The 21871-nt window shown below is 57.2% G+C and carries 22 protein-coding genes and 2 pseudogenes; 8 read left to right on the top strand and 16 right to left on the bottom strand.

Annotated features, from left to right (window positions below; translation table 11 throughout):
* Positions 1 to 494: 494 nt before the first annotated feature.
* The gene (locus FNL56_RS07495; protein ID WP_143582532.1) at positions 495 to 2051 is read left to right on the top strand and encodes an ISL3 family transposase; all 1557 of its coding nucleotides are present in this window, start codon (positions 495 to 497) and stop codon (positions 2049 to 2051) included.
* Positions 2052 to 2117: 66 nt separating this feature from the next.
* Here FNL56_RS07495 and FNL56_RS07490 read toward each other — a convergent pair whose 3' ends face one another.
* The 6 genes and pseudogenes from FNL56_RS07490 to FNL56_RS28250 all read right to left on the bottom strand — a co-directional run.
* Positions 2118 to 2519, bottom strand: a complete 402-nt coding sequence (locus FNL56_RS07490) for a type IV secretion system DNA-binding domain-containing protein (protein WP_168204645.1) — start codon at positions 2517 to 2519, stop codon at positions 2118 to 2120.
* Positions 2503 to 2940, bottom strand: coding sequence for a transporter substrate-binding domain-containing protein (locus FNL56_RS07485; RefSeq protein ID WP_143581904.1), 438 nt, complete (start codon positions 2938 to 2940; stop codon positions 2503 to 2505). Before FNL56_RS07485 ends, FNL56_RS07490 begins: the two co-directional genes overlap by 17 nt.
* Positions 2937 to 4328, bottom strand: a complete 1392-nt coding sequence (locus FNL56_RS07480; protein WP_143581903.1) for an aminotransferase — start codon at positions 4326 to 4328, stop codon at positions 2937 to 2939. Before FNL56_RS07480 ends, FNL56_RS07485 begins: the two co-directional genes overlap by 4 nt.
* Positions 4315 to 5760, bottom strand: coding sequence for an amidase (locus FNL56_RS07475; RefSeq protein ID WP_143581902.1), 1446 nt, complete (start codon positions 5758 to 5760; stop codon positions 4315 to 4317). The genes FNL56_RS07480 and FNL56_RS07475 overlap by 14 nt, the downstream gene beginning before the upstream one ends.
* A gap of 157 nt (positions 5761 to 5917) precedes the next feature.
* Complete coding sequence (locus tag FNL56_RS07470; protein WP_143581901.1) at positions 5918 to 6481, bottom strand: cyclase family protein; 564 nt, start codon at positions 6479 to 6481, stop codon at positions 5918 to 5920.
* An 84-nt stretch (positions 6482 to 6565) separates the two neighbouring features.
* Positions 6566 to 6801 (bottom strand): annotated as a pseudogene (locus FNL56_RS28250) (hypothetical protein); the annotation flags it as partial.
* Between the two features lie 41 nt (positions 6802 to 6842).
* Between FNL56_RS28250 and FNL56_RS27615 the strand changes: the two are divergent.
* Both FNL56_RS27615 and FNL56_RS07460 read left to right on the top strand, forming a co-directional pair.
* Entirely contained in the window at positions 6843 to 7007 is a 165-nt protein-coding gene (locus tag FNL56_RS27615) for a hypothetical protein (RefSeq protein WP_168204644.1), read from the top strand.
* 81 nt (positions 7008 to 7088) lie between these two features.
* Positions 7089 to 7865: an SDR family oxidoreductase gene (locus FNL56_RS07460; RefSeq protein WP_143581900.1), complete on the top strand. Its 777-nt coding sequence runs from the start codon at positions 7089 to 7091 to the stop codon at positions 7863 to 7865.
* A 67-nt stretch (positions 7866 to 7932) separates the two neighbouring features.
* Here the strand turns inward: FNL56_RS07460 and FNL56_RS07455 are convergent.
* Positions 7933 to 8687, bottom strand: a protein-coding gene (locus FNL56_RS07455; protein WP_143581899.1) for an IS5 family transposase whose coding sequence is annotated in 2 segments (ribosomal slippage) — positions 7933 to 8354 and positions 8354 to 8687 — 756 coding nt in all. Because the reading frame shifts where the segments join, the coding sequence is not laid out codon by codon here.
* A gap of 85 nt (positions 8688 to 8772) precedes the next feature.
* Entirely contained in the window at positions 8773 to 9264 is a 492-nt protein-coding gene (locus FNL56_RS07450; RefSeq protein ID WP_143581898.1) for an OsmC family protein, read from the bottom strand.
* A gap of 277 nt (positions 9265 to 9541) precedes the next feature.
* On the opposite strand from FNL56_RS07450, the gene FNL56_RS07445 reads away from it, so the two are divergent.
* Positions 9542 to 9853: a hypothetical protein gene (locus FNL56_RS07445; RefSeq protein WP_143581897.1), complete on the top strand. Its 312-nt coding sequence runs from the start codon at positions 9542 to 9544 to the stop codon at positions 9851 to 9853.
* A gap of 59 nt (positions 9854 to 9912) precedes the next feature.
* On the opposite strand, the gene FNL56_RS07440 is transcribed toward FNL56_RS07445, so the two are convergent.
* From FNL56_RS07440 to FNL56_RS07410, 7 genes are all read right to left on the bottom strand, one after another.
* On the bottom strand, positions 9913 to 10869 hold the full coding sequence (locus tag FNL56_RS07440; protein ID WP_246661633.1) for a cyclase family protein: 957 nt from the start codon (positions 10867 to 10869) through the stop codon (positions 9913 to 9915).
* Between the two features lie 32 nt (positions 10870 to 10901).
* On the bottom strand, positions 10902 to 11636 hold the full coding sequence (locus FNL56_RS07435; RefSeq protein WP_143581896.1) for an ABC transporter ATP-binding protein: 735 nt from the start codon (positions 11634 to 11636) through the stop codon (positions 10902 to 10904).
* Positions 11626 to 12351, bottom strand: coding sequence for an ABC transporter ATP-binding protein (locus tag FNL56_RS07430; protein ID WP_143581895.1), 726 nt, complete (start codon positions 12349 to 12351; stop codon positions 11626 to 11628). The genes FNL56_RS07435 and FNL56_RS07430 overlap by 11 nt, the downstream gene beginning before the upstream one ends.
* Complete coding sequence (locus tag FNL56_RS07425) at positions 12348 to 13340, bottom strand: branched-chain amino acid ABC transporter permease (protein ID WP_143581894.1); 993 nt, start codon at positions 13338 to 13340, stop codon at positions 12348 to 12350. The genes FNL56_RS07430 and FNL56_RS07425 overlap by 4 nt, the downstream gene beginning before the upstream one ends.
* On the bottom strand, positions 13337 to 14212 hold the full coding sequence (locus tag FNL56_RS07420) for a branched-chain amino acid ABC transporter permease (protein ID WP_143581893.1): 876 nt from the start codon (positions 14210 to 14212) through the stop codon (positions 13337 to 13339). Before FNL56_RS07420 ends, FNL56_RS07425 begins: the two co-directional genes overlap by 4 nt.
* Positions 14213 to 14237: 25 nt before the next feature.
* Positions 14238 to 15494, bottom strand: a complete 1257-nt coding sequence (locus FNL56_RS07415; protein WP_143581892.1) for an amino acid ABC transporter substrate-binding protein — start codon at positions 15492 to 15494, stop codon at positions 14238 to 14240.
* A 117-nt stretch (positions 15495 to 15611) separates the two neighbouring features.
* A complete protein-coding gene (locus FNL56_RS07410; RefSeq protein ID WP_143581891.1) occupies positions 15612 to 16544 on the bottom strand; it encodes a 3-keto-5-aminohexanoate cleavage protein in 933 nt (310 codons plus the stop codon).
* Between the two features lie 466 nt (positions 16545 to 17010).
* Here FNL56_RS07410 and FNL56_RS07405 point away from each other — a divergent pair, with 466 nt between their 5' ends.
* From FNL56_RS07405 to FNL56_RS07395, 3 genes are all read left to right on the top strand, one after another.
* Positions 17011 to 17649: a TetR/AcrR family transcriptional regulator gene (locus FNL56_RS07405; protein ID WP_168204643.1), complete on the top strand. Its 639-nt coding sequence runs from the start codon at positions 17011 to 17013 to the stop codon at positions 17647 to 17649.
* Between the two features lie 593 nt (positions 17650 to 18242).
* Entirely contained in the window at positions 18243 to 18809 is a 567-nt protein-coding gene (locus FNL56_RS07400) for a cupin domain-containing protein (protein ID WP_143581889.1), read from the top strand.
* A gap of 372 nt (positions 18810 to 19181) precedes the next feature.
* Positions 19182 to 20105 carry an alpha/beta hydrolase gene (locus tag FNL56_RS07395; RefSeq protein WP_143581888.1) on the top strand — a complete coding sequence of 308 codons (924 nt, stop codon included), beginning with the start codon at positions 19182 to 19184 and terminating at the stop codon, positions 20103 to 20105.
* A 213-nt stretch (positions 20106 to 20318) separates the two neighbouring features.
* Here the strand turns inward: FNL56_RS07395 and FNL56_RS07390 are convergent.
* A pseudogene (locus FNL56_RS07390) lies at positions 20319 to 20615 on the bottom strand (transposase domain-containing protein); the annotation flags it as partial.
* A gap of 65 nt (positions 20616 to 20680) precedes the next feature.
* On the opposite strand from FNL56_RS07390, the gene FNL56_RS07385 reads away from it, so the two are divergent.
* A protein-coding gene (locus FNL56_RS07385; RefSeq protein WP_143581887.1) for an IS3 family transposase occupies positions 20681 to 21867 on the top strand; the annotation gives its coding sequence in 2 pieces (ribosomal slippage) (positions 20681 to 20933 and positions 20933 to 21867; 1188 coding nt in all).
* Positions 21868 to 21871: the final 4 nt, after the last annotated feature.

Below are 21871 nucleotides of genomic sequence, written 5' to 3'. Positions count from 1 at the left end.
CCGAAGGCAAGAAAACCCGCCAATTGCAGGCTTTTCTCGACTAATCGGGCGGTCTGGCCGAATGCCCGGACTGCCTGGCTGGCGACGCAGTGCTGATCGCACCCGTCTCCACTGAAATTCCCAGCTAACAGGGAATTTTACAGGGAAATTTGCGGTTCCGAGGCTCCAAGCGCCGAGTCTGGAGCACGAAACCACTGCGCCGCAGCGGTTTCTCTCGCAATTCCCTACTCAAATTAACAGGCAACATATTTCAAAGAACAGCGAATTTCTATTCGATAACAGGGAATTTCATCTCCGAAAATGACTTATGCTCTAGCGGCAAATTTTCAGCCCTATCCGGGCAATCGTCTCCACGAACAGCATCTCCGACCACCTGCTTTGTTACAAAGCAGGCAGCGCAACAGACCAACAGTAGGGGGTCAATTTTGGGGTCTGACTCACATCTGATGATTTTTTTGCCGAGCTTGCGGTTCTCCAACGGGGGAATCAACGCCATGCGAGCCGGAGTTCGAATTTCGTCGCTTGTGCCGAGTGGGCTGGTTATTGAGAGTGTAAGTGATTCATCTGACGCAGTTATTTTGGCCGTCCGATCCGAAGCCGGAATGGCCGAGTGCCCAGTGTGCGGATCGAGATCGCGACGAATCCATAGCCGATACGACAGGCAAGTCTCGGATTTGCCCTGTGCCGGCAAGCAAATACGCCTCCGCGTGATCACGCGGCGGTTTGTTTGCGAGGTACCTCATTGTCGGCGGCGGATTTTCGCTGAACGGTTCGGGGACAATGTTCTCCCCACCCGGTCGCGCCGGACGGCACGGCTGGAATGCATCGTCCACCATTTAGGATTGGCACTCGGCGGCAGACCAGCAGCGAGCTTTGCCAGGCGGCTGATGATGCCGGTCAGCAACGATACGTTGCTTCGGGTTGTACGACGGCGGGCAGCCCGACGAACCCATCCTCTGACCGTCGTCGGCGTCGACGATTGGGCCTTTCGACGCAATCGCCGTTACGGAACGATCGTCTGCGATCTCGAGCGGCGGCGGATTGTAACCCTGCTTCCAGATCGCGAGGTCGCCACAGTTCGAGCGTGGCTCGCTGATCATCCGGAGATCAGTGTCGTATCGCGCGACCGTGGCGGCGGTTACGGCGAAGCCTCGGCAAAGGCGCTCCCTGACGCGATACAGGTCGCTGACCGTTGGCACCTGATGGAGAACGCCAGCGCGGCCTTCCTCGACGCGGTGCGCAAGTCCATGCGCGCAATCCGCAGCGCCATTGGCTCGACGACAATTACCCCAGAGTTGCTCACCTCGGCAGAAAAACTACGATACGAGAGCTATCTGCGGCGCGAGGATACAAATGCGGCGATCATGGCGCTCGCCAGGGACGGCGTTTCGATCAAGCAGATTGTCCGCCGCCTGGGTCATAGTCGCAATCTCGTTCGCCAGACGTTGCGGGGTGGGCGAGCCGACGTGTTCCAAACACGGGAGCGTTCGCTCGACGCGTATTATCTGTTCCTTGAGGGCCTGTGGAGCAGTGGCTGTCGCAACGGCGCCGAACTCTGGCGTCGCTTGCAAGTGCAAGGGTTCCGGGGATCCCTCCGTACGGTTGGCGAGTGGACAACACGTCGACGTCGGTCGGAAGCGGTCAGCAAACAACAGCTGCAAAGGGTGCCCTCCGCCAGAACTATCGCCCGTCTTATGACGATTAAGCGAGATTGCATGACCAAGGCTGATGCCCTGGTCATTGCCGCCATCGAGGCTGGCGTGCCGTCCCTTGTCGAGGCCCGCACGCTCATCGACCAGTTCCACGATATGATTCGAAAAAAGGACGAGGCCAAACTCGATGCCTGGATCGCGAACGCAAAAGCAAGCCTCGTCTCATCCTTCGCCACGGGAGTCCTCAAGGATATCGCTGCCGTGCGCGCTGCAATCACGCACCCTTGGTCAAACGGCCAAGTCGAAGGACAGATTACGAAACTTAAACTTGTCAAACGACAAATGTATGGGCGCGCAAAAATTGACCTTCTCGAAGCACGATTGCTCGGTGCAGCATGACCTGCGATGCCGTCATCAAACATGCGTCAGAGCCAATTTTGGACGCCGATCCCCCGGCTTACGGGGTCAATATTGCAGGCCGAATGACACCTGGCTAACGCCCAATGCGGGGTCGCCGGCATGGCTTGCCAGAGAGTCAATCACCATTCCGATCCACAGCGCCGACAACTCTGCATGGCGTCCAGATCGTTGAATGACGACAATCTTCGGCTGATTGGTGTTGTCTTGATGGACCCACGCACGAAATGAGAACATCTTGTGCGCCGGCAAGTCACGCCATGCTTCAGCAAGCGGTCGCATTATTCTAAGAGTTGACGCACGGAAAGTGATCAGGAACGAGAGGGAAGTCTTCGATAGTGCACCGTCAGCATCAAATTCAATGAGCTTGGCGGCCGGCGCGTAGTATTTTTCTAATGCTACCTTTAGGTCATCCGGATTACGTAGTGCAATTTCATAGACCTGTGGCACCGGAAATCCGGGCGAAATGCCGTCCCTTCGCGAGATAATCCGAAAGAGTGGAGATGCCGGCTCCCCCCGCGACCAAAAGGGTGCTTCGCAGCAGAAAATAAGCGGGACCGAAATCGACCTTGCGCGCACGCTCTTCGTCCACTGGCATTAACACCACATCCACGTTGCCGGCGACGAGCGCATCGGTGCATTCCCCGGAATTCGCAAACACCTGCAGATCGACGTCCGTGCCGATATCGGCTGCGGGCGCCTGAAAGATGTCGACCGTCACTCCTTTTGGTGCGGCCCTGTCAGGGTCCTCAATGAAAAAGACCCCGCCGACTGGCGCGAAGATGACGCCGGCTCTCAGCCGACCCGTTGGTGCGAGGTCACGCAGAATTTGTACAACGGCAAGTCGATCTTGCACCGTGCCGTGGTTCATAGCGTAGCCTCGATATCCCTAATCGCCAGCGCCAGTCGCTCGATCAACTGGCCAAGCTCCACCTCGGAAATCGTCAGTGGCGGGCAGATCGCGATGACGTCGCCGATGGCGCGGACGAAAAGGCCATGATTCTCTGCCGCATCTGCAACACGGGCTCCGACACGCAATGCCGGGTCAAAGAAACGCTTCGGCGCTCGGCTGGCGACTAGCTGCACTCCGGACAGGAGGCCCCGCCCCCGGATCTGTCCCACAATAGACGACGCGCGCAGCCTCTCGCGGAGGCCATCGAGCAGCACCGTCTCCATAAGCCGGGCCCGCTCCACGATGTTATCGTCCTCGTAGATGCGGATCGCTTCGCGCGCGACAGCCGCTCCGACGGGATGGCCGGAATAGGTCATCGTCAGGCCGAAAAGCGCAAGGCGTTCGCTTTGTGTCAGCATGGCCTGATATACCCTGTCGTTGATCAGCACGGCCGACAACGGGAAATATGCGCTGGTGATGCCCTTGGCACATACGATTATGTCCGGCTCCAGGTCCATTGTCGTGGTACCGAACATTTCACCGGTACGGCCGAAGGCCGTGACGACCTCATCGGCAACGAGCAGTATTCCATGCTGCGCAAGCAGACGCTGCACGCCATCGAGATAGGCGCAGGGCGGAATCACGACGCCGCCCGCGGCCATGATCGGCTCGATGAAGAAGCCGGCTATGGTGTCCGCGCCCTCGCTCTCGATGAGCGCTTCAAGCGCGGTCAGCAGGCGCCGGGAAAACGTCTCCTCGCTTTCCCCTTCCAGGCCGGCAGCGTAAAAATCCGGACAATCGACATGGAGAAATCCGGGAAGCGGCAGACCGAACTGTTCGTGAACGTAGCCGACGCCCGACAGGCTGGCCGACGCGATCGTGTTGCCGTGGTAGGCGCGCCTGTGCGCGATGAACTTGCGCCGCTGTGGCTGATCCTTTGCGTTCCAGTAATACCAGCACAGGCGCGCCGCACAGTCGTTCGCCTCCGATCCGGAATTTGCGAACCACACATGCGACATGGGAACAGGTGCGATCTCCACGAGCTTCTGCGCAAGATCGATAACGCCCGGATGCGATCGGTGGTTGGTCAGGTGATAATAGGCAAGCGTCTCCATCTGCCTTCGGCACGCTTCGATCAGCCGTTTTTCGCCGAAGCCGAGCGAGATGCACCACAGGCCCGACATGCCTTCCAAATACTCGCGACCGCTTTTATCCCGGACCCAGACGCCCTTCCCGCTCTCTATGATCAAGGGTCCGCGATCGAGATGGTCGCGCAGATTCGTGAGTCCGTGGACCACGTACGCCTTGTCGCTGGCTTCCAGCGAATTCGGTCGCACCGCAGCCTCGGTCGGTTCAATGCTGGACATGTTCGCTCGTACCCTTGAGATAGTCGGCACAATTCCGGAACGCGGCTTCCTTGCTGAGCCGCGGGAATCCCAGCGCCTGCTCGGCGGCCAGTGCTGCATTGAGCACCCGCTGGTCCGCATATTTGGGCCCGACGATCTGCAAGGCGACCGGCAGGCCATTAGGCGCGACGCCGCACGGCACTGTTACTGCGGGCTGCTGCATGAGGTTGAACGGATAACAGAACGGCGCCCAGTCGAACCAGTGCGCGTAGCTCAGCGGCGACAAGCTTTCGTCGGCCGGAACAGCGGTCAGGCCCAGCTGACGCGTAATCAGCAGGTCATAAGTCCGGTGAAACTCCACCATCCGCGCACAGAGCGCGTCCCGTTTTATCTTGGCGATCGCCACATAATCGGTTGCGGAGATGCGGAGGCCGGAATTTGCAAAGGCCAGATAGTTGGGATCCATCCTGGCGCGCTCGTCATCGGACATCGCGTAGGCCGTGCGCGCGGCGCCCGCCTGGTAGATCATGTCGATCATGTCGCGCGTGTCCGCGAAGCCCGGGTCGACTTCATCGATGATCGCGCCAAGATTCCTGAGCTTGCGCACGGCCTCGCGCATGACCACGTCGACGGCCGCAAAGCCCAGCGTCGGGCTGAACGCGATCTGCAACCCCTTAAGGGCCGGCAGCAGCCTGTCATGGCAACGCGCCGCGTGGGGCACGGCAGTCCAGTCGCGCGCGTCTGCCCCGGACATCACCTGGGTCATTAACGCCACATCGGCGACGCTGCGAGCGATTGGTCCCGTATGAACGATGTCGCCCATATGGCTTGCTCGCGGATGTTGCGGGATCAGCCCATAGGTGGGCTTGAACCCGGCGAGGCCGCAAAACGCAGACGGCATGCGCACCGATCCCGAGCCATCGGTGCCGAGCGCCAGCGGTCCCATGTAGGCCGCCACACCCGCCGCAGCTCCGCCGCTGCTCCCGCCCGGGGTTCGCGCCAGGTTCCAGGGATTACGCGTAGTGCCGAAGCGTGGGCTGTCGGTCAAACCCTTCCATGCGAATTCGGGCTGGGCGGTCTTGCCAAGCAGGACCGCTCCGTTCTCGCGCAAACGCGCCGCCGGCGGCCCGTCAAACGAATCGGGGGCCGGCTGCGCAGGCGCCGTGTTCGAACCGCTATAGCGCGGCCACACCTTGACGAAGGCGAGGTCCTTCAGCGTCGTCGGCACTCCGTCCAGCAGCCCGATCGGCTCGGCCCGGCTCCAGCGTATTTCGGAGGCGAGCGCCGATGCGCGGGCGCCTTCTGCGTCCAGATGGACGAACACCTTAAGCGCGGGATTAAGCGTATCGACATTCTGCAAGGTCTCGGCGACGACCTCCACCGGCGAAAACTCGCCGCTTCGGTATACTGCCAGAAGTTCGGTCGCGGTAAGGACTGTCAGATCAGAACTCATGGATGCATCCCGCTTCTGCCATCGGTGCCGGGCTGAGAACCCGCACGCGTTTTCGGACCACTATTGTTCGACTTGGCCCGATGGACCGCCGCCCCCACTCCGCGAAAAGCATTACGCGGTGCCCATATAGAGCTTTGGATCAGCTCGTTGTCTAGCCCTATCCCGTGATGCTGTTTTCTAGATCAAACATCGCCACAGCCCAAATAGGGGATGCGGATCCGTTCCGCCATTTCATGGGCAGGCCGATAAAAGTAAACGGCCCCTCACCGAGAAGCTTTACCAGATTGCACAGGCTTTCAATGTGAGTGATGTCGAGATCCAGACATGCCTTGTGGACCAGCAGGTTCACATCGTTCATCGGGCCCGGTCGCATGGAATCGATGCCAAAATGTACGACCCCCTTGTTTGCTAGCCATTCAGTTGCCGCGACGTTCACCCCGAATTGTCCGTCGCATATTCTTTTCCGGGAAAGGTTCTTTCGTGGTCCGGTGCAGAGCAGGACCGTTCCGCCACGGGGTACGTCGACGGCGCATTTCTTCACTGCCGCTTCCAGATCCGAGGGGGCGATCTCGGCTTGCGGAGAGATGTGGCGCAATTCGATGCAGATGCCTGGTACGATACACTTTTCCAAGGGATACTCATTGATCGGGATGCCGGTCTTTCCGAAGTGGCTTGGTGCGTCGATATGCGTCCCGGCATGGTCCGGCATCGAAACGAACATCGATGAAAGTCCATAAACGCCGCCTGAATCGGCAAACGATAATTTCGGGCGGCGATTACGCGGGATTTGAAAGTTACCGACTTCTCACACGACCTTAAGCATCGACGGTCTGCTGATCCGCTTTCGTGTCAGAGGCAGGTCCCGTAAGCGTTTGCCGGTCACATGTGCGATGGCATTGGCGATCGATGCTGCAGCCGGGCCCTGCCCGGTTCGCCGCTTCCCAGGAAAGGCTGTCCCGGCCGGTTGATGATGTGCACCTCGATCTGGTCCGGCAACGCGTTAAAGCGCAGGATCGGATAGGTCTGCCAGTCGATGCTGGTGTGTGCGGCGTGAGAGACAGCTATGCGGCTGATGGCTAACCGTGCTGGTGCGCAACATCTTCTGGCTGCAGGAGCTGGTCGTCTATCTCGACTACGATCAGCCGGATCGCGCGCCTGCCGAAGGTGAGGAACATCTGGCGGACCAGTTCGTCTTCGTCAGGTTTTGCTACCGCGTATCGCTTGCGGCAATCTGTATTCACAATTAGAGTCGTGTTACATCTCGGATCGCCGTTCTTTCACGCCGCAAAGCCGAATGCCACCATAGTTTCATCGTATCTGGAGGCGAAATGGATCTCGATATCAATGGTTTGCGCGTGCTTGTGACCGCCGGCGCCAGTGGCATCGGGCTATCCATTGCGCGCGCGTTCGCGGCCGAAGGTGCAAAGGTTCACGTGTGCGACATCGATCGCGCGGCGCTTGCAACGCTCGCCGTCAGTCATCCCGACATCACTCAGACGCATTGCGATGTTGCTGACCGACCAGCAGTGCAATATCTATTTAACGAAGCGATAGCGCAGCTTGGTGGGCTTGACGCACTGATCAATAATGCTGGTATTGCCGGACCCACTGCCAGAATCGAGCATATACATCCCGACGAATGGGACCGCTGCCTCGATATTTGCCTCACCGGGCAGTTTAATTGCACACGCCTCGCTGTGCCGCTGTTACGCGAGAGCACCAATGCTTCAATCGTAAATCTCTCCTCGATGGCTGGCAAAGTAGGATTTGCGTTGCGCGCACCTTATGCCGCAGCGAAATGGGGAGTGATCGGCTTCACCAAATCACTCTCAATCGAATTGGGCCCCGACAACATCCGGGTTAACGCCATCCTGCCTGGCCTTGTCGCCGGTGATCGCCAGCGCCGCGTGCTGGAAACAAAAGCACAACAGCGCGGCATCTCATTCAACGAGATGGAAACCACGGCCTTCTCCTTCACTTCGATTAAGGAATACGTGACGCCCCAACAGGTCGCAGACCAGATCTTATTTCTCTGCAGCCGGCGCGGGCGTACGATCTCCGGCCAAGCTATTTCGATCTGTGGCGACACGCAGATGTTAGGATAGTTTTCTTTTCCGAGAGTTTGCTCGAGCCGTACGCGCGCCTTGCCCTCCTAGGGTCAGGACTCATTGATCAGAGCCAAAAGATGACGGTGGCAGCGATGCAGATGGCGGACATGAATGTGTGAGCGCATCGGTCGTAACGGGTGTGGATACGTCGCCAATCTTTGAGCCTGCCGAACATATTCTCGATCTTGTGGCGCTGGCGATAGAGGACACGATCATGCTCGATCGGCGTTTTGCGATTTGATCTGGATGGAATGCAGGCTTTGATGCCGCGCTCTGCAAGAGCCTGTCTCAACCAGTCGGCATCATACCCTTTGTCGCCGAGCAACTCTCTGGCCTGCGGCAGTGCATCGATTATCAAGGCCGCACCTTTGTAATCGCTCATCTGGCCCTCACTGAGCAGCATGATGACCGGCCGTCCCTGACCATCGCAGACGGCGTGCAGCTTGGAGTTCAAGCCGCCTTTCGTGCGGCCGATACGTCGGGGAACAGGCCCTTTTTTAAAAGGCTTGCGGCGGTGCGGTGCGCTTTCAGATGCGTCGCATCGATCATTAGGCGGGCTGGCTTGCCAGCCTTGCGAGCTAATTCAGCGAAGATCTTGTTGAAAACGCCGAGACGGCTCCAGCGCACAAGCCGATTATAGATCGTCTTATGGGGGCCATACTCATGCGGCGCATCACGCCAGCGAAGTCCGTTTCTGATGACGAAGACGATCCCGCTGATCACCCGCCGGTCATCAACCCTCGCAATTCCATGCGACAATGGAAAATAAGGTTTGATACGGCGCATCTGCGCCGCTGTCAGCAGAAACAAATCAGTCATGGCGATGCCTCCCAGCATCACCAGTGAATCAACCAATCTGTCCGTCGGCAAGAAAATCAATGGGTCCTAAGCCTAGACATCACGACTAAACTTCGGTCCACTCATCATCAAGCAATAAACGATGAACTACGAGTCCGGGTTTTAACGAAGCTTCGATGAAGCAGCCGGACTGAGCGGCTTTTAGTAATTCGCGCTTGTCGGAATTGCTGAGCTGTCCACGAATATCTATATCCATATTGAAAGCAACTGGAACGCTCACGTAAGGCGCATTACCAACTTGCTCGCCCTGCCAGTGGCACCGCGTACTAACGTCAAAGTTATCAACCTTGAGCGAAAGGCGCTTCGCGAATGCCCGGATCTGGGTCATTACGCAGGCGGTCAGAGCCGACGCGAAATATGCGAGCGGGTAGGGCGCACTAGCGTCACCGCCGTGCATCGCACCTTCATCCGTAGGAAGATGGTATGAGGCAGGATGCGCTCCCCGCATGAATACTTGAACGTCGTTACGAAATTTCGCGTCGTTATGCCCCACGGCTTCAAAGATAACATCGAATCTTATTTTACCATGACTAGTCATCGGAGAACCCTTCTGATATCCGTATCTGCAACCCAGTTGTTCGCAACGCGAGAGTGGTCCGTCATTGATGACGCTGCCTACACGGCAGCACAAAAATGCTTCGTTACATTTTTTGTTTCCTAGCACAATTTAAAATTAATGCGCTAATAGGTTTTGTATTACATTCGCCTTTGCAGGTCGGCCACTCGATCGCGCGCATGATTTTGTTCGCTTAACCTGAAGAGCTTTGATACGCCAAAACAGACATCGTAGCTGCCGAACTGACGAGCTCCCGCAATTGCGAACGCCGCCCAATCCTTTGGCTTCCGCCGGTCGAAATAAAGCATTTGCAACGTCCATATTAAAACTAGATTTTATGTCCATTAAACAATGGGAACACTTTGCCGCTTATCTTAGCCGTGGCATCGCGGTAGTATCGTTTGAACTACTCCTGTTGATTGCGACCCAAGTTAGCGCGCTCATCATCCGGCTCCAGCTAAAAGTGGGCCGCCATGCAGATGAAGCAGATCGGCTGGCGGACGCATCATCTCGCCAGATCGACGAAGATGGTGACAACGGCGGCGGAATTAGGAACCATCGTCTGCAGTAGCGCGGTCTACCCGAGTTTGCACTCGATGCAGACCGCACGATCTTGATCGGTAACTGAGCCTACTTAATCGCCAAAGGATTGATCGGCGAACCGGTTCCACCTGTAATCACCAGCGGGGGGCCGGCGAACATAAATTCATAGACTCCGTCCGCAGCACAATCTTCGGCCAGATCCGCCACGTAAAATATCTCCCCCATCGTCAATCCCATTGCGGGAATGACGACCCAGTGCCAAGGTTGTGCAACTTCCAGTGTCTCGTTGGGACGAACCTCGACGCCCCAGGTGTCTGAGCAGATCGCGGCGAGCTTCTTCTCGAAGCTCCAATAGCAGTTCTCAAACTTGACGCCCGGCGCATCGCCGCCTGCGTAGCCGCCCCAAACATTGTTCTTCAAGCAGCGCTCCATGTGACCGGTGCGAATGATGACGAAGTCGGCTTCCTGTATCGTCACGCCCTGCTTCTTGGCGACGGCATCAAGTTCGTCGTTCGAGATCGCGTAACCGTCATCGAGCGATTCGACACCCTTGTAACGCGCGACATCTAGCAAGACGCCACGACCGACCATACGGTCGCGAGTGTGTTCGATGCCAAGCTTATGCACGCCCCGGCTGTCGACGTTACGGGCGTCGTGGCCGTTGTACATCTTGTCGTGATTAAAAACATGGCCGAGAGAGTCCCAGTGAGTTGCAGACTGCACCGGCATATTTATGGCGTCGTCGGCATACCGCATCTTGTTGATCTCGTCCTGCCGGCCGGCGATCGCGTCGGTACCGGTGGCGAGCATGGTATGAATCGGGTTCCAGCGTCCGCCAAAAAGTCCGCTTTGAGGACCCTGCTGGTTTAGCGGAATGCCCATGCCGAACACCTTGCCCTGCTTCACCAGCTTGGCGGCCTCGGTGATGTGCTTTGGTGTCACGTAATTGAGGGTACCGATCTGATCATCCTCCCCCCAGCGTCCCCAGTTGGACAACTTCTTGGTTGCCTCGGCAATAGCTTCCTTGCTGACTTTGATATTCATGGCAGATCCCTTTTCTTGCATTTTATTTGGGCTCAGTCGAAACCCAGATAGAGGCGGCGCACAATGTCGCTGTCCCGCAGTTCGGTGACGCTATTAGCTGACAGCACCACCTGTCCGTGTACGAGCACGTAGCCACGCTGCGCTATGCGCGCGGCCTGCTCGAAGTTCTGTTCGGCCATCAAGACGGTAAGGCCGAGCGCCGAGGAGAGCTCGGCGATCTTATCGATCATACGGGCGACCAGAATGGGCGCGAGCCCAACTGACGGCTCGTCGACCAACAATATCCGCGGTCGCGCCATGAGCGCCCGTGCTAGTGCGAGCATCTGCTGCTCGCCGCCGCTCATGGATCCCGCCATCTGCGTGCGGCGCTCAAGCAGACGCGGAAATGCGTCGTAGCAATATTCCATTGTTTCTTTAATGCGCGCCCGCGCAACCGTGCGGTATGCACCGAGCTCGAGATTTTCCTCAACGGTGAGCTTTGGAAATAGCCGACGGCCTTCGGGCACCAGCGAGATACCGAGGCCTACGATCTCTTCGGTTGAAAGGCCGACAAGATTGTGATGCTTTCCGTCGATTTCGGCAGTAATGCTACCCCTGCTCGGCCTAATCTGTCCGGTGATGCAACGCATCAGTGTCGTCTTACCGTTGCCATTGGTGCCGAGGAGCGCCACTGTTTCGCCGTCGCCGACGCGAATGCTGACGTCGGACAGCACCGTTACTGCGCCGTACCCGGCATTGATGCCCTGGATAGTCAGATTATTGGCCAAGGTAGGCCCTCACCACTTCCGGATGCTGCATGACCTCGCGCGGATCGCCGTCGGCGATCTTGGCGCCGGCGACAAAAACGACAATCCGCTGCGAAAACCTGATCACCGCGCGCATGATGTGCTCGATAAGGATAATGCCGATACCACTCTCGTTAAGTTCGATCAGCAAATCGAGAATCTCGTCAACCTCGGAATCTGACAATCCAGCCATTGCTTCGTCCGCGATCAACACGCGGGGCTGCGCGGCCAGTGCGCGACCAAGCTCGAGCTTTCTCAAGTCAACTTGGCTCAGGTTCTTCGGACTAGAGCTGGCCCTATCGCGAAGTCCCACTTTGCCTAAGATATCGTCCGATCGGACGTCGAGCTCGGCCTGGTCAGTGACGCCGCGGACGAACGACAGCGGGACGCCGATGTTCTGGCGCACCGTCAGCCCGCGAAACGGGCGCGGGATTTGAAAGCTGCGCGCTAAACCCGCATGCGCACGCCTCCAGGCCGCCATTTCTGTGATGTCGTCGCCGTCGAAGGCCACGCGACCCTCCTCCGGGCGCAGCGCACCGGTCAAGCAATTTACAAAGGTGCTCTTGCCGGAACCGTTCGGTCCAATTAACCCGACGCGTTCTCGCTCGCCCAGATCGAAGTCGATGCCGTTGAGCGCAGTAAAACCGCCAAAGCGCTTCACGAGTCCGCGCGAGGAAAGCATTGGAGATTTGCTCATTTGCGCTTCCTCTCCCAAATATTCTTGACGAACCCTACGATGCCATTCGGCGCAACCGAGACGAACAAAACCAAGAGCACGCCGACGAGCAGCAGGTTCAGTGCCGACGAGATTGTGACAGTCGCGACCTGCTGGAGCGTCCCTAGGAGCAGGGCGCCGATCACCGGACCGATCCATGTTGCGGTGCCGCCGATTAGAGGCATAGCGATGGCGTTAACGGCAACCGACAGGCTGAAGGCGGATGCGGGATCGATATAGGTCACAAAATAAGGGAATGGTGCGCCGACAATGCCGAGCAGCGCTCCACTGACCGTGGTTGCAATTAACTTCATCTTCATCGACGGCACGCCGGCGCATTCGGCAGCCAATTCATCGTCCTTCAACGCCGCCAGACCGTTACCGATCCAGGAATGCTCGATGTACCGGGCGACCAGCACCGATCCGATCGCGATCAGCAGCATTACGATCAGCAGGTACCGCGCGTATGATCCGAAATACGGCATGGTCGCTGGATGAATGATATAAACGCCGCGCGAGCCACCCACGAACGACCAGTTGACAATCAGCGTGTTAAGCACCACGGACAGCGCCAACGTTGCGATCGAAAAGAACACGCCGCGCAGCCGCAGCGTCAAGTAGCCCATCCCCAATCCAAGCAGACCAGCGACCAAGGCGGCCAGCGGGATGGTGAAGAGCAATGGCCATTGCAGCGTCTTATAAATCACCACGCTGGTGTAGACGCCAACCGCGTAAAACGCTGCGACGCCGAAATTAACGTAGCCGGCGTAGCCGCCGAGGATGTTCCAAGCAGTTGCCAGCGCAACATATTGTAAGATCGTGTAGGCGGCAAGGAACGCGTAATCGGTGCCTGCAAAGTCCAGCGTCATGACTAGGCCGATGCCGATCGCGGCACAAACGCCGGCGGTCTTGAGCACGGCGCGAATAGTCGTGCGCCAGTGCGACGGGGTGGAGGATGCTAAATTGCTCATCGGCCCAAGATCCCCGCGGGTTTAACCGCCAGCGTCACCAACAGCAGGCCGAACGCCACTGCCGGCGACCACGAAGGACCGAAGAAGGTGGTGGTCATGCTCTCGGCGACGCCGAGAATCATGGAAGCGAGGATCGTTCCAGGGAGGCTCGTCATGCCACCCAGCACCGCAATGGCAAACACGCGGCCAATAAAATCGCGGCCGAGCGAAGGCTCAATTGGCTGGATGATTATCAGCAGCGCGCCGGATAGCACGGCGGTCGCTATCGACAGTCCGAACGCGATCTCTTTAATCTTGACCGGATTGCCGCCGACAAGCCGCAGCGCTAAGGGATCCTGGGACACGGCAATGATCGCCTTGCCGATATAAGTACGCGACATAAAGATCATGATCGCGCCAATCGTGGTTAGGCCAACAACCAGCGGCACCAACAGCCGCAGCGGCACGGAGACGAAGCCTGCGGAGATGGTTGGCCCGATATAGCTCGCCTCGACGAAACGGTAATCGACGCCGAAAACCAGCAGCAATGCCACTTCGATGATGAACAGCAAGCCAAAGAAGAACGCCAGCCCCTGAAGCGAGTCTTCGCCGCGTCGTTCGAATACATAGTAGTAATATTTATAGACAAGCATACCCACGATGAACGCGGGGATCATCGTGAGCACCCCGACCAACAGCGGATCAAAACCGAAAGCGGTATTGAAAAAATACGCGATGAAGCCGCCCGTTATGATGAAGGCCGGATGTGCGATGTTAACGACATCCAGCATGCCGAAAGCGATCGTGATGCCAACAGCGACGGCGCAATAGAAACCGCCGAGCATGATGCCGGCGACCAGCGCGTTCGTCAGAAGGTCCATGCTGAATGTCATACTGCGTTCCGGCCGTCATACATATTCAGCGCTTAATCGGTTCGAACGGCGTGATCAGTTCGCCGGACTTGAAGGCAGGGGGGTCGAGAATTAGCTGCTTGCCGGCCTGCTTGAACTGCTCCACATCGTTGCCGACGACGCCGCGGTACTGGACCAGCAGGACACGGGGCTCTGCCCACTCGCCGCGATCGCCGAACTTGATGTCGCCCATGATCGTCGGGAACTTGGTGACGCGCATGTAGTCCGCCAGCTTCTTGTCGTCGAGCGAATTGGTAGCGGTGACGGCTTGTTCAAGAATCTGCATCTCGGCATAGGCAAAAGGCGGGACATAGTTGCCGAGCGGATCGACGCCTGCCTGCGCGGCGCGCTCGCGGTATTTGGCCAAGAACGGCGCGACGCCGGGGAAATTCATCGTCGGTTCCGGTACGTAAAGGTCGTAAGCGACGATGTTGTTCAGCATCGGACCGAGCTGCTGCTTGAGGGCCGCGAATTGCAGCCCTATCATGCCGCCGCCGACCATCCGTGCGCTGAAGCCCACTTCATGGATGGCGCGGATCATGCCTGCGGAGTCTGGTGGATAGGATCCAATGAACAGAAGATCAGGATTGGTCGCCTTGATCGCCCGAACGATCGACCCAAAATCCTGCGTGTTCGGCGGATAGCTGCGATCATAAACGACTTTAATGCCGGCCTTCTTTGCGTTCTCACGCGCGCCTTCGATGGCCACAATGCCGAACTCGGCGTCGGCTCCGACCAACGCTACGGTCTGGGGCTTTGGCAATAGCTTAGAGGCCAAGTCGAAATAGCCACGTGAAAACTCTATTTTAGCGTTAGTGCCGTTCGGCTGCATTTGAAAGTATCGGTCGTACTTAAATTCGTCGTTACTTGCTAACGCAAAGAGGGATAGGAACATCTTTCCCTTCTGCATCACTATCGGCATAGACGCTGCGGTGGGCACCGTCCCATAACCCGATATCACGAGATCGACCTTGTCGACATCGAGCAGCTTGGAATAGATACCGGGCACAGTGGCGGGATTGGATTGGTCGTCGTAATTCACGAGCTCCACCTTACGGCCGAGCAGACCGCCGCGGGCGTTCACTTCCTCGGCCCAGATCTGATACGCAAGCAGCGCAGACTTACCGCCGCTGGCGATTCCGCCGGTCAGCGCGATGCCGAAGCCGATCTTGATCGGCCCAGACTGCGCGGCCGCCGGCAAGCTGGTGGCCAAAAATGCCGCGCCGGCAAGCGACAACGTTTGACGACGTGTGATTTTGGTCATAATACCCTCCCTAAAGCCGGGGCTTTTTGCCCCATTGGTCATTCACGAGCAGGTCGCCTGCCAGCTTCGGTAGGCGGCATTTGTTGGCAGACTGAGCGCACTAAGAACTCACTGCTGTCAAAAATTCACCTGGTCGGCACCCTTCAGAGTTAAGATCTCACGGGCCTCGTCGGGCGTGGCGATCTCAAGTCCCATACCTTCGATGATCTTGCGGACTAGACGAACCTGATCGGCGCTCGATGTGGCGAGCTTGCCGGGTCCGGCCCACAGCGAGTCTTCCAGACCGACGCGGACGTTGCCACCCATTGACGCAGACATCGCAGCAATGCGCATCTGTGATGCGCCCGCGCCGAGCACTGACCATCTATACTGGTCACCAAACAGTCGGTCCGCGGTGCGCTTCATGTGCAAGACGTCTTCGACATGCGTTCCGATGCCACCGAGGATGCCGAATACTGATTGTACGAACAATGGCGGCTTTACCAGTCCGCGCTCCAGAAAATGGTTCAGATTATAGAGATGAGCGATGTCGTAGCACTCGAACTCAAACCGAGTGTTGTTCTCGTAGCAGGTTTTGAGGATAAACTCGATGTCTTTGAATGAGTTGCGGAATACAAGGTCACGCGTCGACTCGAGAAACTCCGGCTCCCACGCGTGCTTGAAATTCTTGTACTTGTCGAGCAGGTGAAAGAGCCCGAAATTGATCGAACCCATGTTAAGCGACGCCACTTCCGGACTGAAATGCTGCGCCGGCTTCACGCGCTCGTCGACTTTCATGAAAGGACTGCCGCCGGTGGTGATGTTGATCGCAGCGTTGGTCTGCTGCTTGATCCGCGATAAAAATCGGCTAAATGCTTCGATCGTCTGATCTGGTTTTCCATTCTCTGGATTACGAGCATGCAAATGCAGGATAGCCGCCCCGGCCTCCGCGGCCCCCAAAGCATCTGCGATGATTTCGTCAGGCGTAATCGGGATATGAGGTGACATCGATGGAGTATGAATGGCGCCGGTCACTGCGCAAGTAATAACGACCTTCCGCTTTGCGGCCATATGTCTCTCCCTGAATCTAAACATGTTTGTTGATAATCAATTGATCATTAGCTGGCGACTCTGTCAACAGCCGAACTGAACAGAGGTTCTCTCGCAATGCAATATGTCCGACAGTAGCGAACGACTCCACCGAGGTGAGCTAAGCAACCGAAGTGAAGTCGTAGATGTTCAGGGAGATAAATGCCTCCCGCCATATCATTCTTGCTAAATAGAGTTGTAAAATCACGTCATCGCACGTTTTCAACGAGCATTCAGACACCAGGGTCGGAAGCTCATTGAACCTAAAACAACAATAGGCATCCTCACGCTGCTGGAAGTACCGACTACATAGTTTGTCGCCAGCTCGTAATACTAGAGACAACAGATGTTGAAGAATAGAACAGGTGCTACGGTCGCCCGGCCGGACAAGGCTCCAAAGGTCAGGAAGCCGCCGCGTGAAAGGCTGATACCTCAGGAGAGGGAACGCATGATACTTGACGCCGCCGTCCAGTTTTTTGCTGAAAAGGGTTTCAAAGCTGAGACACGCGGACTCGCGGACCACATAGGAGTGTCGCAGGCTTTGATTTTTCGATATTTTGGATCAAAGGAGAATTTGATCGAACGGGTCTATGAGAAGACCTTTCTGTCCCGATGGGATCCTCTCTGGGAAGACGCGCTCGCCGATAAAACACGTCCTTTACGTCAACGGTTAAAGGAGTTCTTTCGATCATATTTTGTAGCGGTTGATGATCGCAACTGGATTCGCGTCGCAATGCATTCCAGTTTGGAAGGAAGCGACCTGACCAAGCGGTACATTCAAGGTCCCGTCACACGCCTCCTTGGCAAGATAGCAACGGAACTCCGATTGAGCGACGATGGATACAAATCGCAGCCGATAAATTCGTTGGACCTTGAACTTGCGTGGCATCTACACTCCACCGTTATCTATTACCTGATAAGAAAACACATTCATGGCACACCCGTAAGCCTTCAGACCGACAAGATTGCAGACATGATCGTCGACAATTTTCTCGATGGTGTTGGACGGACAGCGCCTTCGCTACTGAACTCTGCAGCAGGACGAAAGAAAAACGTCTCAATTCGGAAAAAGCGTGCGCCGGGCTGACGGCCTTGCTCGGTATGACCTCATAAGTAATGTCAAGCAACAAGTGCTAGTACACTCCAGCAACGTGCTTTTGCGCTGAAGCGAGATCGGGAGTATACGGCTGGTCTAGTAGTTCCAGCTAAGGTGACAGAATAGGCGCAGCCGGTCGCACGGGCTCCTTTCTGTTTTACTAATTTTGAGCAAACTGCCCTTCCGAGCAAGTTCGGAGCGTGCGCTGCAGCATATCGGCGCACTTATGCGACCAGTGCCTGTCACGACGGAAGTCAACACTTGGCTCTCGGCGCAAACTGAACTGGCAAATGTTGACGCATGATTTCGGCCGAGGAAGCGCGCGCTGAAGATGTAATGCTGTTCGTGACCTGTCGATGCAGTTCAATGATCTTACAGCTTGTGTAGTGCTTGACAGTCATTTGCGACTGTGCACAAAATGAGCAAATGCTCAGTACGTCTGACGATCAGCAGCGGGAATCGTCTCAGCGATGTAGAGCGCGCAGATCTCCTCATCTGTCATGCTATTACCTTGCACAGCGCGCGTGCCCCCGTTGTGAAAGATAAGATCTCATCGTTTGGACCCGCAAAAGAAAGGGAATAATATGGAAAACCTTCCTCGTTCTGGCCTGGCTCGCACCGAAATGTTGAAGCGGGTCGCGTACTTTAAGGATCTCAAGGGCTCGGATGGCGGCCTTCCAGACAGTAAGATGGAAGGCTGCATCCGTACCCTCTACAACGTGATTGGTTTTCAGCCCCCAAAGGGTGAAGGGGGAGCTGTGAGGTCTCCAGTCGGAGATAACGCGTCACGTATGGCTGCGATCAAGATTTCCGAAGGCTTTAACCTCGGTTATTGCCGTGCCAAGCCGGGCAACGGTCCGATGATGCACAATCACGACACCAACGAGACGTTCATTCCCATGACGGGCACTTGGCGCTGTAGTTGGGAAAATGAAATTGGCGGCGTTGATTACGTGGATGCTGGCCCGTATGACGTGGTTTCATTTCCGCCCGGTGTAGCGCGACGCTTCGAAAACGTCACGGCTGATGGCGATCCAAACCAAGAATCAATTCTAATGTTTGTGATTGGTGGCGATGGCCCGTTAGCAGAAATCACCGACCAATCGATGCAAATTCTGGAAACGGCCGGGGCGTGGCAACATACACGCTAAACGTGGATGCGATCGGCGACTGCTGCTCCTGGTCGCCGGCCGCCCTTGTGACTATGAACGCGTTTGCTGCTCAGGTCAAAGCCGGTCGTTGACCAAGGCCGTTGTGATATTTAAGGCGGGCGGTGGGGGGGGGGAAGGATTAATGATAGTAGAAAGCTTAGGATTGGTGATTACGGACTGTGCAGCTGCTATTTCCCGGTCGTTTTCTTGCTGATATAGCCAGGCGTATTTATTGCTCGGACATGGTACTAGGAGGACTTTGATGACAAAGAGCTTCCTCAAAAGCTTGAGACTGGACCGCTTTGTTTTGTCTGACGGTCGTGAGATACTGTGACAAGCCCCGGCATATCGGGTGGAGTCCTTGATCCCGAGATGATCGCCGCGATCGCGGCTCTAAAAAAGCTTGGCCTCACAGCGCTCGAGCCGCGCGGGTCAGCGCTCTTCGATGTCCGTGCCGTTCAGGACCGCATTGGCGCCTATTTGTCTTGCCAAACAGAACCAGTTGAACTCGAGTTCGACGTCGCTGTTTCAGGTCCAGACGGACCTATCTCATGCCATTTTTACGGTTATGCATCGCCAACACCAGTACCGCTGCTTGTTTACTTTCATGGCGGCGGTTTCATCTATGGAAGTGCTGAAGGTTGGGGCGGCCTAATGCGCGACCTAGTCAGGCTCGCTGGCATCTTTGTGCTAAACGTCGATTACCGTCTGGCGCCGGAATATGCGTTTCCTGCCGGCGTGATAGACGCAGTCGCCGTCATTAATCACGCACAACGACACGCCGCCGATTGGGGCGCCGATGATTCTATGGTAGCGGCCGGTGGCGACTCGGCGGGAGCTAATCTGGCGCTCGTTGCAGAAATGCTGCGCCGCGACTGTGGCGAACTACCGCTGCAATTTCTGCTGCTATTCTATGGGGTATTCTCTGGCCGAACCGATACAGAGAGCTGGACCAGACTTGGCACTGGGGCTTACGGATTATCACAGAGTCAGATGGAATGGATCTGGGAGACTTATCTACAAGAGCCGGGGCAGCGCCTCGACTGGCGCGCTTGCCCCCTAATTGGAGACCTATCGAAATTGCCGCCAGTGCACCAGGCAATTGGCACGCTCGATCCGCTGCTTGATGACGCTTATGCACTAAAGCAAAAGCTCGACGCCTCCGGTGTCCCTAATAGTCTTGTCGTCTATCCGGGCGTGAATCACGGCTTCATACGTTTTAATAATACGGTCAGAGAGGCTGGGCGAGCGGTCGAAGACGCTGCAAAGGCGTTATGTGCAGTATTGAAACGTTGAACGATAAGAAGATTTGTGTCTCCCTTGAGAACGCGCGCTATCTTGAAAGCGGTCGAGCTGATGAAGCTTCTCGACGATAGATCGTAACACGCAGCGGACGTTGTCGACAAAACCATGCATGCGGACGCAACCAAGGACGACGATGCTGCGCGTTTACTTCCAAAACATGCTTGATTCAGGGTAAGCATCCGGTGAGAACCGCGTAGCAGTGACTCAGGCGGCCTGATCAACGTGCTGGAAGCGGTCGCGCCAATTCCACGGTGGCAGTTCGTCGAGCCTGTGGGCGGGATGCTCGGCGATGCGCGCCAGGACGTCGGCGAGCCAGGCCTGCGGATCCACATCGTTCATCTTGGCAGTGACGATCATACTGTACATCAGTGCGGCGCGGTCGCCGCCACGATCGGAGCCGCAGAACAGCCAGGACTTGCGGCCCAAAGCGATACCGCGCACGGCACGTTCGGCGGCGTTGTTCGACAGGCAAACGCGGCCATCTTCGAGGAAGCGGGTGAACGTGACCTGCCCCTGCCGATTTCCTCCAGATGAAGTTAGAGTCCGGCCCACTGAAGGACGGACCAATGAAGCGAACCAGGTTTACGGAAGAGCAGATTATCGGTGTTCTGCGCGAGCATGAGGCGGGGGCGAAAGCCGCCGATCTGGCGCGCAAGCACGGCGTCTCGGAAGCGACACTGTATAATTGGAGGGCCAAATTCGGCGGGATGGACGTCTCTGAGGCCAAGCGGCTGCGGCAGCTCGAGGACGAGAACGCCAAGCTGAAGAAGCTGCTGGCCGAACAGATGTTGGATGCCGCGGCGTTACGCGAGCTTCTGTCAAAAAAATGGTAGGGCCCGCCGTCCAGCGCGAGGCTGTCGCGCATCTGCAGGCCAAACTGGGCCTGTCAGAACGGCGGGCCTGCACCATCGTCAGCGCCGACCGCAAGATGATCCGCTACCGGTCGTGCCGGCCGCCGGATGGCGAACTGCGCGTCCAACTGCGCGAGCTCGCCAACGCCCGCCGGCGCTTCGGTTATCGCCGACTGTTTGTGCTGCTGCGTCAACAGGGCGAGCCGTCCGGGTTGAACCGGATTTACCGGCTCTATCGGGAGGAAGGCCTCAGCGTCCGCAAGCGCCGGGCCCGCCGCCGCGCGGTCGGCACCCGGGCGCCCATTCTGGTCGAGGCTCGGCCGAATTCCCGCTGGTCGCTGGATTTTGTCCACGACCAGTTCGCTAATGGTCGCCGCTTCCGGATCCTGAATATCGTCGATGACGTGACCCGGGAATGCCTGGCGGCGATCCCCGACACCTCAATCCCGGGACGGCGGGTGGCGCGCGAACTGACGGCGTTGATCGATCGCCGCGGCAGGCCTGGCATGATCGTCTCGGACAACGGGACCGAGTTCACCTGCAACGCCATGCTGACCTGGTCGGAGAACAACCAGATAGCCTGGCACTTCATCGCACCGGGAAAGCCCATGCAAAACGGCTTTTGTGAAAGCTTCAACGGTCGGATGCGCGACGAGCTTCTCAATGAAACCCTGTTCTTCGGGCTCGACCACGCCCGGGCCAAAATTGCGGATTGGGCCGACGACTACAACTGCCAGCGCCCGCATTCCTCGCTGGGCTACCTGACCCCTGCGGCCTATGCCGCCAACCTAACCGCAACGTGCGAGCGGCTGCGCAACCCCGACCAGCTCCGCCACTCGCACGTTGCTCACCCCGCGCCGAACGGCGTAACATCCGCCGAGACTCTAATTGCCACTGGATGAAAGT

The organism is Tardiphaga sp. vice304, from assembly GCF_007018905.1.
Classification (GTDB): domain Bacteria; phylum Pseudomonadota; class Alphaproteobacteria; order Rhizobiales; family Xanthobacteraceae; genus Tardiphaga.
Note: the sequence above shows the minus strand (reverse complement) of the source record. Positions and strands in the feature narration are given on the sequence as shown.

Excerpts from the sequence above, each read along its gene's own strand:
- FNL56_RS07495 (WP_143582532.1), top strand. The coding sequence starts at position 495 with ATGCGAGCCGGAGTTCGAATTTCGTCGCTTGTGCCGAGTGGGCTGGTT.
- FNL56_RS07485 (WP_143581904.1), bottom strand. The coding sequence starts at position 2,940 with ATGAACCACGGCACGGTGCAAGATCGACTTGCCGTTGTACAAATTCTG.
- FNL56_RS07480 (WP_143581903.1), bottom strand. The coding sequence starts at position 4,328 with ATGTCCAGCATTGAACCGACCGAGGCTGCGGTGCGACCGAATTCGCTG.
- FNL56_RS07475 (WP_143581902.1), bottom strand. The coding sequence starts at position 5,760 with ATGAGTTCTGATCTGACAGTCCTTACCGCGACCGAACTTCTGGCAGTA.
- FNL56_RS07470 (WP_143581901.1), bottom strand. The coding sequence starts at position 6,481 with ATGTTCGTTTCGATGCCGGACCATGCCGGGACGCATATCGACGCACCA.
- FNL56_RS07460 (WP_143581900.1), top strand. The coding sequence starts at position 7,089 with ATGGATCTCGATATCAATGGTTTGCGCGTGCTTGTGACCGCCGGCGCC.
- FNL56_RS07450 (WP_143581898.1), bottom strand. The coding sequence starts at position 9,264 with ATGACTAGTCATGGTAAAATAAGATTCGATGTTATCTTTGAAGCCGTG.
- FNL56_RS07440 (WP_246661633.1), bottom strand. The coding sequence starts at position 10,869 with ATGAATATCAAAGTCAGCAAGGAAGCTATTGCCGAGGCAACCAAGAAG.
- FNL56_RS07430 (WP_143581895.1), bottom strand. The coding sequence starts at position 12,351 with ATGAGCAAATCTCCAATGCTTTCCTCGCGCGGACTCGTGAAGCGCTTT.
- FNL56_RS07425 (WP_143581894.1), bottom strand. The coding sequence starts at position 13,340 with ATGAGCAATTTAGCATCCTCCACCCCGTCGCACTGGCGCACGACTATT.
- FNL56_RS07420 (WP_143581893.1), bottom strand. The coding sequence starts at position 14,212 with ATGACATTCAGCATGGACCTTCTGACGAACGCGCTGGTCGCCGGCATC.
- FNL56_RS07415 (WP_143581892.1), bottom strand. The coding sequence starts at position 15,494 with ATGACCAAAATCACACGTCGTCAAACGTTGTCGCTTGCCGGCGCGGCA.
- FNL56_RS07410 (WP_143581891.1), bottom strand. The coding sequence starts at position 16,544 with ATGGCCGCAAAGCGGAAGGTCGTTATTACTTGCGCAGTGACCGGCGCC.
- FNL56_RS07405 (WP_168204643.1), top strand. The coding sequence starts at position 17,011 with ATGATACTTGACGCCGCCGTCCAGTTTTTTGCTGAAAAGGGTTTCAAA.
- FNL56_RS07400 (WP_143581889.1), top strand. The coding sequence starts at position 18,243 with ATGGAAAACCTTCCTCGTTCTGGCCTGGCTCGCACCGAAATGTTGAAG.
- FNL56_RS07395 (WP_143581888.1), top strand. The coding sequence starts at position 19,182 with ATGATCGCCGCGATCGCGGCTCTAAAAAAGCTTGGCCTCACAGCGCTC.